The sequence below is a fragment of the Rhizobium sp. BK456 genome, assembly GCF_014194045.1.
Lineage (GTDB): Bacteria > Pseudomonadota > Alphaproteobacteria > Rhizobiales > Rhizobiaceae > Rhizobium > Rhizobium redzepovicii.
In genome coordinates, this window is record NZ_JACIAO010000006.1 from 211,326 (window position 1) to 227,751 (window position 16,426).

At 62.3% G+C, this 16,426-nt stretch carries 12 protein-coding genes and 1 tRNA gene; 7 read left to right on the forward strand and 6 right to left on the reverse strand.

Annotated elements, in window-relative coordinates; all coding sequences use genetic code 11:
* The first annotated feature begins 18 nt into the window (after positions 1-18).
* Positions 19-405: a hypothetical protein gene (locus tag FHX03_RS18790; RefSeq protein WP_183854938.1), complete on the forward strand. Its 387-nt coding sequence runs from the start codon at positions 19-21 to the stop codon at positions 403-405.
* Here the strand turns inward: FHX03_RS18790 and FHX03_RS18795 are convergent.
* Positions 394-468, reverse strand: a tRNA-Val gene (locus FHX03_RS18795). The genes FHX03_RS18790 and FHX03_RS18795 overlap by 12 nt on opposite strands.
* A gap of 84 nt (positions 469-552) precedes the next feature.
* Positions 553-915, reverse strand: coding sequence for a response regulator CpdR1 (gene cpdR1, locus FHX03_RS18800; RefSeq protein ID WP_003542883.1), 363 nt, complete (start codon positions 913-915; stop codon positions 553-555).
* A 186-nt stretch (positions 916-1,101) separates the two neighbouring features.
* Between cpdR1 and FHX03_RS18805 the strand changes: the two genes are divergently transcribed.
* Together FHX03_RS18805 and hisN are read left to right on the forward strand one after the other, a co-directional pair.
* Positions 1,102-1,983, forward strand: a complete 882-nt coding sequence (locus tag FHX03_RS18805; protein WP_003585818.1) for an N-formylglutamate amidohydrolase — start codon at positions 1,102-1,104, stop codon at positions 1,981-1,983.
* A 268-nt stretch (positions 1,984-2,251) separates the two neighbouring features.
* On the forward strand, positions 2,252-3,025 hold the full coding sequence (gene hisN / locus FHX03_RS18810; RefSeq protein WP_097628747.1) for a histidinol-phosphatase: 774 nt from the start codon (positions 2,252-2,254) through the stop codon (positions 3,023-3,025).
* 25 nt (positions 3,026-3,050) lie between these two features.
* Here hisN and FHX03_RS18815 read toward each other — a convergent pair whose 3' ends face one another.
* Positions 3,051-4,025 (reverse strand): alpha/beta fold hydrolase, encoded by a 975-nt coding sequence (locus FHX03_RS18815; protein WP_097628798.1) that lies wholly within the window; start codon positions 4,023-4,025, stop codon positions 3,051-3,053.
* 424 nt (positions 4,026-4,449) lie between these two features.
* Here FHX03_RS18815 and FHX03_RS18820 point away from each other — a divergent pair, with 424 nt between their 5' ends.
* On the forward strand, positions 4,450-4,920 hold the full coding sequence (locus FHX03_RS18820; protein WP_037073833.1) for an Hsp20 family protein: 471 nt from the start codon (positions 4,450-4,452) through the stop codon (positions 4,918-4,920).
* Positions 4,921-4,985: 65 nt separating this feature from the next.
* Here the strand turns inward: FHX03_RS18820 and FHX03_RS18825 are convergent, their stop codons facing one another.
* Positions 4,986-5,990: a bile acid:sodium symporter family protein gene (locus tag FHX03_RS18825; protein ID WP_183854940.1), complete on the reverse strand. Its 1,005-nt coding sequence runs from the start codon at positions 5,988-5,990 to the stop codon at positions 4,986-4,988.
* Positions 5,991-6,079: 89 nt separating this feature from the next.
* On the opposite strand from FHX03_RS18825, the gene FHX03_RS18830 reads away from it, so the two are divergent.
* The gene (locus FHX03_RS18830; RefSeq protein WP_183854942.1) at positions 6,080-6,934 is read left to right on the forward strand and encodes a LysR family transcriptional regulator; all 855 of its coding nucleotides are present in this window, start codon (positions 6,080-6,082) and stop codon (positions 6,932-6,934) included.
* Between the two features lie 46 nt (positions 6,935-6,980).
* Here FHX03_RS18830 and FHX03_RS18835 read toward each other — a convergent pair whose 3' ends face one another.
* Positions 6,981-8,033 (reverse strand): threonine aldolase family protein, encoded by a 1,053-nt coding sequence (locus tag FHX03_RS18835; protein WP_003585809.1) that lies wholly within the window; start codon positions 8,031-8,033, stop codon positions 6,981-6,983.
* A 537-nt stretch (positions 8,034-8,570) separates the two neighbouring features.
* Here FHX03_RS18835 and gltB point away from each other — a divergent pair.
* Positions 8,571-13,295 carry a glutamate synthase large subunit gene (gene gltB, locus FHX03_RS18840; protein WP_179867170.1) on the forward strand — a complete coding sequence of 1,575 codons (4,725 nt, stop codon included), beginning with the start codon at positions 8,571-8,573 and terminating at the stop codon, positions 13,293-13,295.
* Positions 13,296-13,521: 226 nt separating this feature from the next.
* Complete coding sequence (locus FHX03_RS18845; protein ID WP_183854944.1) at positions 13,522-14,976, forward strand: glutamate synthase subunit beta; 1,455 nt, start codon at positions 13,522-13,524, stop codon at positions 14,974-14,976.
* A gap of 188 nt (positions 14,977-15,164) precedes the next feature.
* Here FHX03_RS18845 and FHX03_RS18850 read toward each other — a convergent pair whose 3' ends face one another.
* Entirely contained in the window at positions 15,165-16,400 is a 1,236-nt protein-coding gene (locus FHX03_RS18850) for a DUF459 domain-containing protein (protein WP_183854946.1), read from the reverse strand.
* Between the last annotated feature and the right edge of the window lie 26 nt (positions 16,401-16,426).

The window sequence follows — 16,426 nt, forward strand, 5'->3', positions numbered from 1 at the left end:
GCAACAACGATATCAATCATGACAGCAGGCCGGCATGGTTATGTTGCTGAAATAACACGCGTTTTGTCACAAACTCGTCATCTGTCCGTCACAAACAACGAAGGGCTGAGGGCTCGTGAGTGGTATGCAATTGATGCTCGAATGAGCGCGTTCTCATATGCGAGCGCAGATAATCGCAATCTGCGTGAATCGGCTCAACCTGACCAGCGCGCTTTGTGCGGACGTGCGGATGTCGGGCTCAAAGTCTCACTGGCAGCGGATCAGCGATCGACGCTATGTCGCCTGCGCCAGAAGCGACGAAGATCCGGCATCGGCAGTGGTAAAGAAGAGAACCGGGAACAATTCACCAATCAGCGGTTTGGCGAAAACCCCTCGTGGGGCAAGGAGATCGGATGGTGGGCGTGACAGGGATTGAACCTGTGACCCCTACGATGTCAACGTAGTGCTCTCCCGCTGAGCTACACGCCCATCCGATGGCGGCGCATAGATCACAAAACCTTCGGAGCCGTCAATAGGCTTTTTTCAGTTTTGTGACACGCCACCCGGCAAGCCTTATGCGGCAAGCATTTTGTTGACCTCGTCGACGAGATCGCGCAGGTGGAAAGGCTTAGAAAGGACCTTGGCATCCTTCGGCGCCTTCGAATCAGGGTTCAGCGCCACGGCCGCAAAGCCGGTGATGAACATCACCTTCAGGTCGGGGTCGAGTTCGGTGGCGCGGCGCGCCAGCTCGATGCCGTCCATCTCGGGCATGACGATATCGGTCAGCAGCAGGGAAAACGGCTCCTCGCGCAGCCGGTCGTAGGCGCTGGCGCCATTGTCATAGGAAAGGACCTTGTAACCGGCCTTTTCGAGCGCTTTCACCAGGAAGCGGCGCATGTCGTTGTCGTCTTCTGCGAGAAGTATCTTCTGAGTCATCAATCCAGACCGCTGATCAATAAGTTTTGGTGGGCTGCCAAGCGTTTACACTAGTCTTGACCCGGTAAACAACCGGTGAATTGCCTGTGCGCGGCCGCATCCCTCCTACATAGTATGGACTTGGGGCCGGGCAACTGGCAACATGGGCACAGCAGCCAGTTCATGACATGGTAAAGAGGGCCGAAAGTGCCGGAGATACGCGAATACGAGCTTTTTGAGGTTCATGAGCCCGTGTCGCAGACCATTCCCTTCGTCTACAACTCCCCGCATAGCGGCCGTATTTATCCACCGGAATTTATCGCCCAGTCCAGGCTCGAGGGCATCGCCATCCGCCGTTCCGAGGATCATTATGTCGACGAGCTCTTCGGCTCGGCCGTGGCACTCGGCGCACCGCTTCTCGCCGCCAACTTTCCGCGCGCCTATCTCGACGTCAATCGCGAGCCCTACGAGCTCGACCCGCGGATGTTCGACGGGCTACTGCCGCCCTATGCCAATGTCAATTCGCTGCGGGTCGCCGGCGGGCTCGGCACCATTCCGCGTATCGTCGCCGAGAACATGGAGATCTATGCGCGGCGGCTGCCGGTGCAGGAGGGGCTCGACCGGGTCGAAGCGGTCTACAAGCCCTATCATGCGACGCTACGGCGGCTGATCGCGCGGACGCATGTGCAGTTCGGCTTCGGCGTGCTGATCGACTGCCACTCGATGCCCGGCAATGTGCGTGTCGCCGGCTATACCGCACGGCCCGATTTCATCATCGGCGATCGCTACGGCACCAGTGCATCGGCCGAACTTTCGCGCGCCGCCATCGCCATCCTCGAGGAAATGGGTTTCGCGGCAATCCGCAACAAGCCCTATGCCGGCGGCTTCATCACCGAACATTACGGCCGGCCCTCGCGCGGGCTGCATGCGCTGCAGATCGAAGTGAACCGGGCGATCTATGTCGACGAGGTGACGCTGGAAAAACGCGCTGACTTCGCCGCGGTGGCCGAGGCGGTCACGGGTTTCATGCAGCAGATGGCGGATTATGTCGAGAAATTCGCCGGCGATCGGGCGCTGGCCGCCGAATAGCTCAGTCGATTTCACCGACATTATCCGGCCGGTCTTCGCCGCCAAAAAAAACCGCGCTTGTAAGCGCGGCTAAGTCTAGGGAGGAAACACCCAAGGAGGGTATTTACAGTCAGAAGACTGTACGAAGGAGGCTACTATTGCGTTGCACAAATGTCAAGCAATATATTGCGCTGCGATATCTTTGGGCAGTTCGGCCGAACGGCTCCCGTTTGCATTCCCGCTGCTTTTCGCTATGAAAGCACCACGCCCGCCAGCAAACGGATCGACCATGCTTCCTGACCGCTCGTTCTTCAACCGTCTGGCGGAGGCCGCCAAGGCCGAGACGCTGCCGCGTTTCCGCTCGGGCCTCGACGTCACCAACAAGCTTTCCTCCGGATTCGATCCGGTGACGGAGGGTGACCGGGCGGCCGAACTTGCCATCCGGGCCCTGATCGAAGAGAGTTTTCCCGACCATGGCATTCTCGGCGAGGAGCACGGTAATATCGGGCTCGACCGCGACTATGTCTGGGTGATCGATCCGATCGACGGCACGCGCGCCTTCATATCAGGCCTGCCGGTGTGGGGGACGCTGATCGGTCTGCAGAAAGAGGGCCGAGCGATCATGGGCATGATCGAACAGCCCTTTACCGGCGAGCGTTATTTCGCCGATCAGAATGGTTCGATCTATAGCGGGCCGGAGGGCGAACGGCGGCTGACGACGCGCCAGTGCGAGACGCTTTCGAACGCCATCCTGTTCACCACCTCGCCGCATCTCTTCGCCGGCACGGAGATGGAAAAATACCGGGAGATCGAGGGCCAGGTGCGGCTCTTCCGCTATGGATGCGACTGCTATGCCTATGCGCTGCTTGCCGCCGGCCATATCGATCTCGTCATCGAAAACAGTCTGAAGCCCTATGACGTCGGCGGTATCATTCCGGTCATCGAAGGGGCGGGCGGCATCATCACCACCTGGGACGGCGGGCGGCCTGAGAACGGCGGCTCGATCATCGCCGCCGGCAGCCGGGCCGTCTACGAGCAGGCGATCGCCATCCTGCAGCGTTGATCCGGATCCGCAGGGCTAAACCCATTCATGTGCCGAGGGCGGCGACATCCTGGTTTTCCTCGGCGTCACTGCCGGGAATGAAGGCGTGGAAGGCGGCAAGGGCGGCCGCGCGGTAGGTATCCCGTTCCTGGAGAATCTCGTGGCGGGCGCCGTTGATCGGGATCAGCTGGCCGGCGCGGAAATAACGCGAGAGCCGCTCCTGCGCTGTGTAGGGCACGACACCGTCACGCGTCGGAGCGATGACGATGGTCGGGATGGTGATCGAGAAGAGATGGTAGGGCGAGGTGACCCGGTCCATCGTGCGGAAAGCCTCGGTCAGCCAGCGGGCCGTCGGCGGCCCGAGCGTCAGCTCGGGATGCGCCTTCATCATCGCGACATTGCGCTCAAAGCGGGTTTCGTCCGAGGTCAGCGGGTTGTCGCGGAAATCCGGTTCCTTCAGCTTCGAGGTCAGCGGCAAGGAACCAAGACCGATTGCCGTCAACGCGCCGGCCAGGGCGCGGATGACGCGGGGCGAGGCCGACTGGCCGGTCAGGCCGATAAAGGGCGCCGACAGCACCATGCGATCGATACGGGTGTTGAGATAGGGCGCGGCCGAGAGCGCGATCAACCCGCCTGTGGAATGAGCGAGCAGGTAGAAGGGCAGGCGGGTATCCGGCAGCACCACCTTTTCGAGGAAGGTGTCGAGATCACGTTCGTAATCGCCGAAGCGGCGGATGTGGCCGTGGTTGCGCCGCTTCAGGAGCCGTCCAGAACCGCCCTGGCCGCGCATATCGAAGGTGGCGACCCAGAGACCTTTGGCCGTCAGGTCGCGGATCGTCTCGAAATATTTCTCAATATATTCGTTGCGGCCGTGCAGGATGACGACCGTGCCCTTGGCGACCTGGGCGCCGGAGCGAAAAACGGCATAACGCAGCCGGTGGCCGTCATGGGTTTCGAAGAACCCTTCCGTGCGGTTTTCCGGGGCGGGATTGTCGGGCGTCGAATAGAGAACCTGATCCATGACTTTGCCAATGCGCCGCTGCTGAGTGCTTCGTATCAGGGATAACGCATGGCACCCGGCTTGGAAAGCGGCGGCGTCCGCAAGTCTGCAAAGCGCGAAAAGGGCCGGCAGGAGCATGAGGGTGCTCACAGCCGGCCGAGTTTGAGGCTGAAGAAGAAGGGACGATGCACTTCAGCCATCGGGACCAGATTCACCCGACGCTGCGATCTCTAGGCGCCGGCGCCTGAATGCGCTCCGAACCGGCCGTTCATGCGGGGTTCACGGGCCGGCCGGGCAATTTCGGGAGGGTCTTGAACTCGTCAAATCCCATCACCATCTCCTTTTTGCGGGTGCCGAAGAGGGCCCGCGCAACCGTCCCGAGACCGCCAAAGATGGGGTTTCAGGGGCATTTTATCGCAACACGTCGCTTCCACAGGAGGACATCATGCGTCACGTAGACTTCTCTCCGCTCTATCGCTCGACCGTCGGTTTCGACCGGCTCTTCACCATGCTCGACAGCCTCGCCCAGCCGGAGCAGGCCCAGACCTATCCGCCCTATAATATCGAGCGCACCGGTGAAAACACCTATCGGATCACCATGGCGGTTGCCGGTTTCGACGAGACCGAACTTTCGATCGAAGCCCACGCCCATGTGCTGTCCGTGAAGGGTGAAAAGGCCGAGGAACCTGCCGAAAATGGCGAATTCCTCTATCGCGGCATCGCCAAGCGCGCCTTCGAGCGCCGCTTCCAGCTTGCCGACCATGTCGAGGTGACTGCCGCTTCGCTGAAGAACGGCCTGCTGCATATCGACCTTCTGCGCAACATTCCCGAGGCCATGAAGCCCCGCAAGATTGCGATTGCCGCAGAGCCGGTCGAGGCTCCGAAGGCCATCGAAGCGCAAGTCATCAACGGCTAATCACATCCGTTAAGAAAAAAAACGGCGCTCCGATCGGGGCGCCGTTTTTTATTGCGGCAATAGGTTCAGGCCGGACTGGCGGCTTCGTCTATTTCCTTTTCCGTTGCGCGGCGGGCCGCGGCGGCGGCGTATTTCTGGGCGATGAGGGCGCAGACCATCAGCTGGATCTGATGGAAGAGCATCAGCGGCAGCACGATCGCGCCGATCGACTGGCCTGAAAAGATGACGTTTGCCATCGGCACACCGCTTGCAAGGCTCTTCTTCGAGCCGCAGAAGGTGATGGTGATCTCGTCGGCCTTGTTGAAGCCGAGCCGGCGGCTGCCGAACATTGTCAGCACCAGCACGATTCCGAGGAGAACCATATCGGCGATAATGACGACGGCGATGTCGGTGATCGAGAAGGTGTGCCACAGGCCCTCCACCACCGCCGTCGAGAAGGCGAGATAGACCACCATCAGGATCGAGCCGCGGTCGACGGGCATCAAAATCTTCTTCTTGGCGCGAATCCAGTCGCCGATCCAGGGCTGCAGGATTTGACCGACGATGAAGGGGGCAAGCAGCTGCAACAGGATCTGCTGCAATGCGTCGAAGGAAAAGCCGCCATGGCCGCCGACGGAAAAGAGCAGGCCGACCAGCAGCGGCGTCAGGAACATGCCGAAAATGTTGGAGGCCGAGGCGGAGCAGATGGCAGCAGGCACATTGCCGCCGGCCATCGAGGTGAAGGCGATCGACGACTGCACCGTCGACGGCAGCACGCAGAGGAAGAGAATGCCGAGGTAGAGCGGCTGCGGCAGGATCGTGTCGGGGATGAAGCCGAGGCCGAGACCAAGCAAGGGGAAGATGCCGAAGGTGGTCAGCAGGATGACGAGATGCAGGCGCCAGTGCAACAGGCCTGCTATGACGACATCACGCGAAAGGCGGGCGCCGTGCAGAAAGAACAGGGCGGCGATGGCAAGATCGGTGGCGATGCCGAAATAACCTGCGAATGTGCCGCTCGCCGGAAATAGCGAGGCGAGAATGACGGTGCAGACCAGCAGGGTCGTAAACGTATCAGGCAAAAAGCGGCGCATGGCGGTCTCGCGGCGTGACAGATAGTCATTGTTTTGTCGTCCATTATGATCCACGATGCAAGAAATAACAGTTATCAAGAAGCTGGATCATGCTGGACCTTTCGCAACTGCGCAGTTTCGTCGCCGTGGAACAGATGGGCAGCTTCACGCTGGCTGCGGAAAGGCTCGGTCTCGGCCAGTCTACGGTCAGCCAGCACATCCAGCGCCTGGAGGCGGCACTCGGCCGCAAGCTCCTGGCACGTGACACGCACAAGGTCATTTTAACAGGCGATGGCGAGGCACTGCTGTCGCATGCGCGCAGCATGCTTTCGATCGAAGGGCAGGTGCAGTCGCTGTTTCGGGGCAACAGCCTGCGCGGCCGCCTGCGGCTCGGCGTGTCGGAGGATTTCGTCACCAGCCAGCTGCCGGCCGTGCTGGAGGATTTCGTTCGGTCGCATCCCTCCGTCGATCTGGAACTGACGGTGGCGCTATCCGGCGTCCTCTACGAGATGCAGGACAATGGCGAAATCGATCTGGTGCTCGCCAAGCGCCGGCTCGGCGATGCCCGTGGAAAACTGGTCTATCGCGAACCGCTCGTCTGGCTGGCGCGCGATCCTGAACGTGTGCTGGCCTCCGGCCCTTTGCCGCTGATCGCCTTTCCGCCGCCGAGCGTCACACGGGCGATCGCGCTGGAAGCGCTGGCGCGAAACGGCGTGGCGTGGCGGATCGTCTGCACCTGTGGGAGCCTCAGCGGGCTGACGGCGGCGGCGCGGGCCGGGATGGGCGTGCTGGTGCAGCCGCGCAGCATGGCGCCTTCGGGGCTGAAAGAGATCGCTGCGGCAAAGCTTCCGCTGCTGGAGGGCGTGGAATTCGTGCTGGTGCCGCGCAAGGGGGCGGATCAGGCGCTGGTCGCAGCCCTTTCGGACGATATTCTGCAGAAAGTGAGAGGGCTGAGGTCGGCGTGAGCCACTGCGTCGCCGAAAGGCCTGCGGCAGGCAGGCTCGGAGGCGGTCAGGCGGCCAGGCACTTCAGAAAGCCATCCACGTCCGCTTCCGTCGTCGCGAAGCTGGTGACGAGGCGGATCAGGGTTTCGTTCTCGGAAACCAGTTCGGGCGTTGCCGCCGGGACCGGCCACTCGTAGAATTTTGCGCCCTTTTCCTCGGCGGTTTTTGCCGCATGTTTGCTGACGACGGCGAAGACTTCGTTGGAAGCGGTCGGCCAGGCAAGGCGGGCGGCGTTGCTGGCGCCGATACCGGCGCGCAGGCGGCTGGCCATGCCGTTCGAATGACGGGCGAGATCAAGCCAGAGGCCGTTTTCGAAATAGGCATCGAACTGGGCGGCGATGAAACGCGACTTGGAAAAGAGCTGGGCGGCGCGCTTGCGGATGAAGGGCATTTCCCGGGCGCGATCCGGATCGAAGAAGACGATCGCTTCCGCACACCAGCAGCCATTCTTGGTGCCGCCGAAGGACAGCATGTCGACGCCGCGCTTCCAGGTCATTTCGGCCGGCGTCGCGCCAAGGGCGATCAGCGCGTTGGCAAAACGGGCGCCGTCCATGTGGAGCGGCAGGTTACGTTTCCTTGCTATGGCGGCGATCTCGCCGATCTCGGGAAGGGAATAGACGGTGCCGATCTCGGTTGCCTGGGTGATGGTCACGGCGCTGGCGCGTCCTTGACGGAGGGCGTCCTCCGGAAAGTGTGCGATTTTTGCGGAAAGCTTGGCCGGATCGATCTTGCCGGCCTCGCCGTCGACGGCGGCGAGGCGGGCGGAGCCGGAGAAAAATTCCGGCGCGCCGCATTCATCCTCGATCACATGCGCCTCCGAATGGCAGAAGGTGATACCGCCGGGGCGCTGGACGCTTGCCAGCGACAGTGAGTTGGCGGCGGTGCCGGTGGCGACGAAGAATACCGAAACCTCGCGCTCGAAGACTTCGGAGAAACGAGCCTCGACCTTCTTGTCGAGATCGCCGGCGCCATAGGCGGCGGCAAAACCGGCCGATTCCGCCAGCAGACGTTCGGCAATGGATCTATGGGCGCCGGCCCAGTTATCGGAAGCAAAGAACATGAGGGGAACCGATGCAAAGGAAGGGTTTGGCAGGGCCGAGGCGGAGATTACGCCAAAGCTTCACAGGATCAAGGCTGTTGCCCATGACACATCACAGAAATTGAACTACGCAATCAATAAACAAAATGATCATCTTTTTCGTAATTTTATTTCGCGGTGGCGACCGATCCGGTAATCTTCCGTCGCAAAATGACGTTTTTTGAGGACGCGCTCTTGCGGACCCGAATGCTTTCTGGCATAGAGCAGATGAATTAGGACAGTGTTGCTGTCCTATTTTGGCCCGAACGGCCGAAGAGGCGCCGAAAGCCCTGGAACGGACGGCTTTTCACGCTATAGTTCTTCCGAGCGTCAAGCCTCAAGGGCGTTGCGCGGAGGGCGAATGGCAGGCGCGGAACGCGACGGTTTGCTTTCCTTGATAAGCAGATGTCTGCGGCCGATCTTCACCATGCAACAGCGCTGTCATGCGCCGGACCTATTTTGGTTGCGGCACAGGACGAAAAGCCGCCCGCGGCTCCGCGGGCTTCGACAGGAGGAAAGATGATGACGAAGACGCCATCCATGGAATTTGACCGGTTCGCTGCTGCCAATGTGCGCGCCACGGCCAATATGTCCAAATCCGCCTCCGGCCTGCCGAAGAAACAAGGTCTTTACGACCCGCGCAACGAACATGATGCCTGCGGCGTCGGCTTCGTCGCCCATATGAAGGGCCAGAAGTCGCACCAGATCGTCAAGGACGGCTTGTTCATCCTCGAGAACCTGACGCATCGCGGCGCCGTCGGGGCCGATCCGCTGATGGGCGACGGCGCCGGCATCCTGGTGCAGATCCCCGACCGGTTCTTCCGCGAGGAAATGGCCGCGCAGGGCATCACCCTGCCGCCGGCCGGCGAATATGGCGTCGGCCACATCTTCATGCCGCGCGATGAAAAGCAGATCGAGCACTTCAAGAAGGTGATCAAGGATGTCGTCACCGAGGAAGGCCAGGTCCTTATCGGCTTTCGTGACGTGCCGGTCGACAATTCCTCGCTGTCCAAGGCGCCGGCGATTGCCGCCACCGAGCCGCATCACGTGCAGGTCTTCATCGGCGCCGGCGAGGATGCCGAAAACAACGACGAGTTCGAGCGTCGGCTGTTCACCCTGCGCAAGGTGATCTCCAATCGCATCTATGACGAGTTCGACGGCGAAGAGAGCAATTTCTATCCGGTGTCGCTGTCGTCGGGGACGGTGGTCTACAAGGGCATGTTCCTGGCCTATCAGGTCGGCGCCTATTACAAGGATCTGACGGACCCGCGTTTCGAAAGCGCGGTCGCCCTGGTGCACCAGCGTTTCTCGACCAACACCTTCCCGTCGTGGAAGCTCGCGCATCCCTACCGCATGGTCGCCCACAACGGCGAAATCAACACGCTGCGCGGCAACGTCAACTGGATGGCGGCGCGCCAGGCCTCGGTCTCCTCGCCGCTATTCGGCGAGGATATCTCCAAGCTCTGGCCGATCTCCTATGAAGGACAGTCCGACACGGCCTGTTTCGACAATGCGCTCGAATTCCTCGTGCGCGGCGGTTATTCGATGGCGCATGCCGTGATGATGCTGATCCCGGAGGCCTGGGCCGGCAATCAGTCGATGGCTCCAGAACGCAAGGCCTTCTACGAATATCACGCCGCGCTGATGGAGCCCTGGGACGGACCGGCTGCCGTTGCCTTCACCGACGGCAAGCAGATCGGCGCGACGCTCGACCGCAACGGCCTGCGGCCGGCGCGCTACCTCGTCACCGATGACGACCGTGTCATCATGGCGTCGGAAGCCGGGGTCTTGCCGGTTCCGGAGGAGAAGATCATCCAGAAGTGGCGTCTGCAGCCCGGCAAGATGCTGCTGATCGATATGGAAGAAGGCCGCATCATCTCCGACGACGAGGTAAAGTCGAAGCTTGCGACGGCGCATCCCTATCGCAGCTGGCTCGGCCGCACCCAGTTGATCCTCGAAGAACTGAAGCCGGTGGAGCCGCGGGCGCTGCGCCGCGACGTGTCGCTGCTCGACCGTCAGCAGGCCTTCGGCTACACGCTCGAAGATACCCGCATCCTGATGTCGCCAATGGCGACGACGGGCCAGGAGGCGATCGGCTCGATGGGCACGGACACGCCGATCTCGGCGATGTCGGAAAAGCCGAAGCTGCTCTACACCTATTTCAAGCAGAACTTCGCGCAGGTGACGAACCCGCCGATCGACCCGATCCGCGAGGAACTGGTCATGAGCCTCGTCTCCTTCATCGGCCCGCGGCCGAATATTCTCGACCATGAAGGCATGGCGAACGCCAAGCGGCTCGAAGTGCGTCAGCCGATCCTCACCAATGGCGATCTCGAAAAGATCCGCTCGATCGGCCATACCGAGGACCGTTTCGACACCAAGACGCTCGATTTCACCTATGACATCGAGCGCGGCGCGGCGGGCATGCCTGAGATGCTCGACCGGCTCTGCGAGCGCGCGGAAGCGGCCGTCAAGGGCGGCTACAACATCATCGTGCTCTCCGACCGCCAGATCGGGCCAGATCGGATTGCCATTCCGGCGCTGCTGGCAACGGCGGCCGTGCACCATCACCTGATCCGAAAGGGGCTTCGCACCTCGGTTGGTCTCGTCGTCGAGACCGGCGAACCGCGTGAGGTCCATCATTTCTGCCTGCTCGCGGGCTACGGCGCCGAGGCGATCAATCCCTATCTCGCCTTCGACACGCTGCTCGACATGCATGCCAAGGGTGAATTCCCGAAGGAAGTGGATGCTTCCGAGGTCGTCTACCGCTACATCAAGGCGGTCGGCAAAGGCATCCTCAAGGTCATGTCGAAGATGGGCATTTCGACCTATCAGTCCTATTGCGGCGCGCAGATCTTCGATGCGATCGGCCTGTCGTCGGAACTTGTTGACAAGTATTTCTTCGGCACCGCGACGATGATCGAAGGCATCGGCCTTGAGGCGATCGCCGAAGAGACCGTCGCGCGCCATAACGCGGCCTTCGGCACCGATCCGCTGCTGGCGACGACGCTCGATATCGGCGGTGAATACGCCTACCGCATGCGCGGCGAAAGCCATGCCTGGACGCCGGATGCGGTTGCCGCCCTGCAGCACGCCGTGCGCGGCAATGCCGAGGACCGCTACCGCGAATTCTCCGAGATGGTCAACGATTCGGCGCTGCGGATGAACACGATCCGCGGGCTGTTCAACATCAAAAGCGCCGAGGCGCTCGGTCGCAAGCCGGTGTCGATCGATGAGGTCGAGCCGGCGGCCGATATCGTCAAGCGCTTCTCGACCGGGGCGATGTCCTTCGGCTCGATCTCGCGTGAGGCGCATACGACGCTGGCGATTGCCATGAACCGGATCGGCGGCAAGTCGAACACCGGCGAGGGCGGCGAGGAATCCGACCGCTACATGCCGCTCTCCGATGGTTCGAGCAACCCGGAACGATCGGCGATCAAGCAGATCGCGTCGGGCCGCTTCGGCGTCACGACCGAATACCTGGTCAACGCCGACGTGCTGCAGATCAAGGTGGCGCAGGGCGCCAAGCCCGGCGAAGGCGGCCAGCTGCCCGGTCACAAGGTCGATGCGACGGTCGCCAAGACCCGTCACTCGACGCCGGGCGTCGGCCTGATCTCGCCGCCGCCGCACCACGACATCTATTCGATCGAGGATCTGGCGCAGCTGATCTACGATCTGAAGAACGTCAACCCGACCTCCGATGTCTCGGTCAAGCTGGTCTCCGAAGTCGGCGTCGGCACGGTTGCGGCCGGCGTCGCCAAGGCGCGCGCAGACCATATTACGGTCGCCGGCTTCGACGGCGGCACGGGTGCGTCGCCGCTGACCTCGCTCAAGCATGCCGGCAGCCCCTGGGAGATCGGCCTTGCCGAAACCCAGCAGACGCTGGTGCTGAACGGCCTGCGGTCGCGTATTGCACTGCAGGTGGACGGTGGCCTGAAGACCGGCCGCGATGTCATCATCGGGGCGCTGCTCGGCGCCGACGAATTCGGCTTCGCCACCGCGCCGCTGATCGCCGCCGGCTGCATCATGATGCGCAAGTGCCATCTCAACACCTGTCCGGTCGGCGTGGCGACGCAGGATCCGGTGCTGCGCAAGCGCTTCAAGGGCACGCCGGAGCACGTCATCAACTACTTCTTCTTCGTTGCCAACGAAGTGCGCGAAATTCTCGCCTCGCTCGGGGTCACCCGGCTCGACGAGATCATCGGTGCCTCGGAGCTGCTGGAGAAGGACGAGATGCTGGCGCATTGGAAGGCCAAGGGGCTCGACTTCAGCCGCATCTTCCACAAGGTCGATGCCGCCAAGGAAGAGACTTTCTGGACGAGCCGGCAGCAGCACCCGATCGACGATATTCTCGACCGCGCGCTGATTGCGCAGGCTGAGCCGGCGCTGACCGACAAGACGCCCGTCGCCTTCGAGGTCGGCATCAAGAACGTCGACCGTTCGGCAGGTGCGATGCTGTCCGGCGAGGTCGCCAAGCGTTACCGCCATCGCGGGCTGAAGGAAGACACGATCAATGTGACGCTACGCGGCACGGCGGGTCAGAGCTTCGGCGCCTTCCTGGCGCGCGGCATCACCTTCAACCTGATCGGCGATGGCAACGACTATGTCGGCAAGGGGCTTTCGGGCGGCAAGATCATCATCCGGCCGCCGGAAAATTCGCGGATCGTCGCCGAGAACTCGATCATCGTCGGCAACACCGTGCTTTACGGCGCGACCGAGGGCGAATGCTACTTCCGCGGCGTGGCGGGCGAACGGTTCGCCGTCCGCAACTCGGGAGCGATCGCCATTGTCGAAGGTGTCGGCGACCATGGCTGCGAATACATGACCGGCGGCGTCGTCGTTGTGCTCGGCGCGACCGGCCGCAACTTTGCAGCCGGCATGTCCGGCGGTGTCGCCTATGTGCTCGACGAAACCGGCGATTTCGCCAGCCGCTGCAATATGGCGATGGTCGAACTCGAGCCGGTGCCGGAGGAGGACGACATGCTGGAGAAGCTGCATCATCACGGCGGCGATCTCATGCACAAGGGACGCGTCGACGTCTCGGGCGACATGACCCGCCATGACGAGGAGCGCCTTTACCAGCTGATCTCCAACCATCTGCACTATACGGGCTCCACCCGCGCCAAGCAGATCCTCGACAGCTGGGCCGACTACCGCCCGAAGTTCCGTAAGGTCATGCCTGTGGAATACCGTCGTGCGCTTGAGGAAATGGAGCGCAGCCGGATGGGCATCGCTGCCGAGTGAATTGCACCGGGATATTCGCCACGTGCTGATTGCAGGTGGCGAATATCGGAAACGTCTCGATGATCCGTGATGATCACGCCGATGGCCGATGGCCGTCGAGATCGCCCGGAAGTTTCAGGGGATATGTTCCAATGACGGTCAAGAGAAGCAACCCGCCCGGAATTCCGGGACTGACGACAGACAATTGGCCGCGGATGAGGCGGTCATGAGGGTAAGGGACGAAGATATGGGTAAGGTAACAGGGTTTCTGGAAATCGACCGGCAAGTGGCGAAGTACCAGCCGGCCTCGGATCGTATCCGCCATTTCCGTGAGTTCACGATCCCGATGTCGGACCCGGAAGTGCAGAAACAGGCCGCGCGCTGCATGGACTGTGGCATCCCCTATTGTCACGGCCCGACGGGCTGCCCTGTGCACAACCAGATCCCCGACTGGAACGACCTTGTCTACAACAACAACTGGGAAGCGGCGATCCAGAACCTGCATTCGACCAACAACTTCCCGGAGTTCACCGGCCGCGTCTGCCCGGCGCCCTGCGAGGAAGCCTGCACTTTGAACCTCGAAGATGCGCCTGTTGCCATCAAGACGGTCGAACAGGCGATCGCCGACAAGGCCTATGAGCTCGGCTTCATCCGGCCGCAGCCGGCTACGGTTCATACCGGCAAGAAGGTTGCTGTGATCGGCTCCGGCCCCGCCGGCATGGCGGCTGCCCAGCAGCTCGGCCGCGCCGGCCACGAGGTGCATGTCTATGAGCGCGAGACCAAGCCGGGCGGCCTGCTGCGCTATGGCATTCCCGACTTCAAGATGGAGAAGAACTTCATCGACCGCCGCGTCGAGCAGATGAAGGGCGAGGGGGTCACCTTCCATTGCGGCGCCAATGTCGGCGTCGACGTCAAGGTCGAGCAGCTGCTCGCCGATCACGACGCCGTCCTTTATTGCGGCGGCTCCGAGACACCGCGCGAAGCGGGCATTCCGGGCACGGATCTTGCCGGTGTGCATGATGCCATGCCCTATCTGGTGCAGCAGAACCGCCGTGTCGGGCGCGAGAACATCGACAGCGTCGGCTGGCCGTCGGACCCGATCCTTGCAGGCGCCAAACATATCGTCGTCGTCGGCGGTGGCGACACGGCTTCGGACTGCGTCGGCACGGCGTTTCGCCAGGGCGCCGTCAAGGTCACCCAGCTCGACATCCGGCCGCAGCCGCCTGAGAAGGAAGACAAGCTCGCCGTCTGGCCCTTCTGGGCGACGAAGATGCGCACCTCCTCTTCGCAAGCCGAAGGCGCCGTGCGCGAGTTCCAAGTGGCAACACTCGAATTCGTCGGCGAAGACGGCGTGCTGACCGGGGTCAAGTGCTGCGAGGTCGACGAGCGCCGGCGGCCGGTTCCGGGCACGGAATTCATCATCCGCGCCGATCTGGCCTTCATCGCCATCGGTTTCCGCGGCCCGTTCACGACAAGCGTGCTGAAGGAACTCGAGGGCAAGTTGACCCTCAACACCGACAAGCGCGGCTCCACCAATGTCGTCGCCAACGACCGCGACTACAAGACGTCGGTCGACAAGTTCTGGACGGCGGGCGACGTGCGCCGCGGCCAGTCGCTGGTGGTCTGGGCAATCCGCGAAGGCCGCCAGGCGGCGCGCGCCATCGACGAGGCATTGATGGGTTCGAGCGTTCTGCCGAACTGACCGCAGGCCGCATAGAGATCCCGAGACAAAAACTCCGTCCTTCCGGCGGAGTTTTTTGTTGGGATATGTGCTGGATGCGACCGCTTGACGAGCCGGTATCCGCCGCAAGCCTCAAGCAATGCCGGGAAGCTGGCCGCAGGCGGCAGCGGCGTTAACGGAACGATGCGGAAGGCTGCCGCGCCGACTTTTCATTTCACCGAGACTTCAGCCGGCGTCTTTGCCGCAGGCAGGCGGTAATCGTCGACGCGGCCGGGCGGCGCGGGCGTCATTTCGCCCTGCTCGACCAGGAGGTCGCGGGGCGACCTGGTCAAAGTAATTGGCGGGGGCCTCGCGCCGAGAAGCTCGGCGCCGCCGTCGAGATTGGGGTCGGAGAGGCTGATCGGCACGGTGTGTTCGACCGGATTGGTTGGAAGGCCGAGGCCCGGCAGATTGCTTTCGTCCAGGCGGACCAAATCCGGGCTTGCCTGGGTGCCGAGAATGCGGCGGGCAGGCTTTTCGACATAGAAGGCGAGCTTGCGCCGGCCGGCCTGCGTCAGGTTAATGCCATCGGAGGTGCGGAGGCGCACCTGCTGGCCGTTCACATCCGAGCCGGTGACGATGAAGTTGCTGTTTTCATCGACGAAACCATCCCAGATATCGACGAATTCGCCACCGATGCTTTCGACCTGGTTGCGGTAAAGCTGGTTCATCTGGACGGCATCGGCCGTCATCTGATCGGATTCGAAGGCGGGAAGACCGACCCAGAGCAGCGGGATCTTGCGGTCGGTAACTTCTTTCCCGAAGGAAAGGACGCGGCGGCGGTATTCGCTAAACCAGCCGTCGGTGCGGAACTTCTCCTTGGCGGTATCGGTCGCCATCTGTTGGCGGTCGTTGGCGCCGATCATGACGACGACCATGGCTGGCTTCAGCTCGTCGATCATCGCCGGCAGCTGTTCCGGCCAATCGTAATAATCGTCTCGGACAAGACCGGATGAGACGTTGCCGCGGGCTTCGACGACGACCCCCGGCGAAGTCTCGAAGGCCGCAGTCAGGCCGTCGCCGAGGCCGCTGGCCAGGAAATCGCCGACGATCAGGATTTTCTTGGCGTCGCTGAGCTTTTGCACGACCGGCTCCTCCTGCACGGGCGCGCGGATCGGCGGCGCGGTGCGGGTGTTGACGATGGCTTTCTGCGGCGGCGGGCGCTTGCGTTGCTGGCGCCGCGGCTGCGGGACATCAGGCGCCTGCGGCCCGTCGTCGAGGTAGCGCCGGCCGAGGAAGAAATCGAGGATCGAGCGGCGCTGGTAGCGCTGCTCCTGGGCTTCCGCCATATGCACTGGCGCAAGCGGGCCAAGGCATAGCGAAACCGCCGCCAGGGCGAGCGCGATCCAACGGATTGGGGTCCGGTCAGTTTTCTTCGTCATGGGCAGTTCCGCATCTGCCGGCATCTTGCACGCAGGACAGGCCAGCGTCC

Coding starts and splice junctions, on each gene's coding strand:
- FHX03_RS18815 (WP_097628798.1), bottom strand. CDS start 4,025: ATGGATCAGGTTCTCTATTCGACGCCCGACAATCCCGCCCCGGAAAAC.
- FHX03_RS18825 (WP_183854940.1), bottom strand. CDS start 5,990: ATGCGCCGCTTTTTGCCTGATACGTTTACGACCCTGCTGGTCTGCACC.
- hisN (WP_097628747.1), top strand. CDS start 2,252: ATGCTTCCTGACCGCTCGTTCTTCAACCGTCTGGCGGAGGCCGCCAAG.
- FHX03_RS18820 (WP_037073833.1), top strand. CDS start 4,450: ATGCGTCACGTAGACTTCTCTCCGCTCTATCGCTCGACCGTCGGTTTC.
- FHX03_RS18835 (WP_003585809.1), bottom strand. CDS start 8,033: ATGTTCTTTGCTTCCGATAACTGGGCCGGCGCCCATAGATCCATTGCC.
- FHX03_RS18845 (WP_183854944.1), top strand. CDS start 13,522: ATGGGTAAGGTAACAGGGTTTCTGGAAATCGACCGGCAAGTGGCGAAG.
- FHX03_RS18790 (WP_183854938.1), top strand. CDS start 19: ATGACAGCAGGCCGGCATGGTTATGTTGCTGAAATAACACGCGTTTTG.
- FHX03_RS18850 (WP_183854946.1), bottom strand. CDS start 16,400: ATGCCGGCAGATGCGGAACTGCCCATGACGAAGAAAACTGACCGGACC.
- cpdR1 (WP_003542883.1), bottom strand. CDS start 915: ATGACTCAGAAGATACTTCTCGCAGAAGACGACAACGACATGCGCCGC.
- gltB (WP_179867170.1), top strand. CDS start 8,571: ATGATGACGAAGACGCCATCCATGGAATTTGACCGGTTCGCTGCTGCC.
- FHX03_RS18830 (WP_183854942.1), top strand. CDS start 6,080: ATGCTGGACCTTTCGCAACTGCGCAGTTTCGTCGCCGTGGAACAGATG.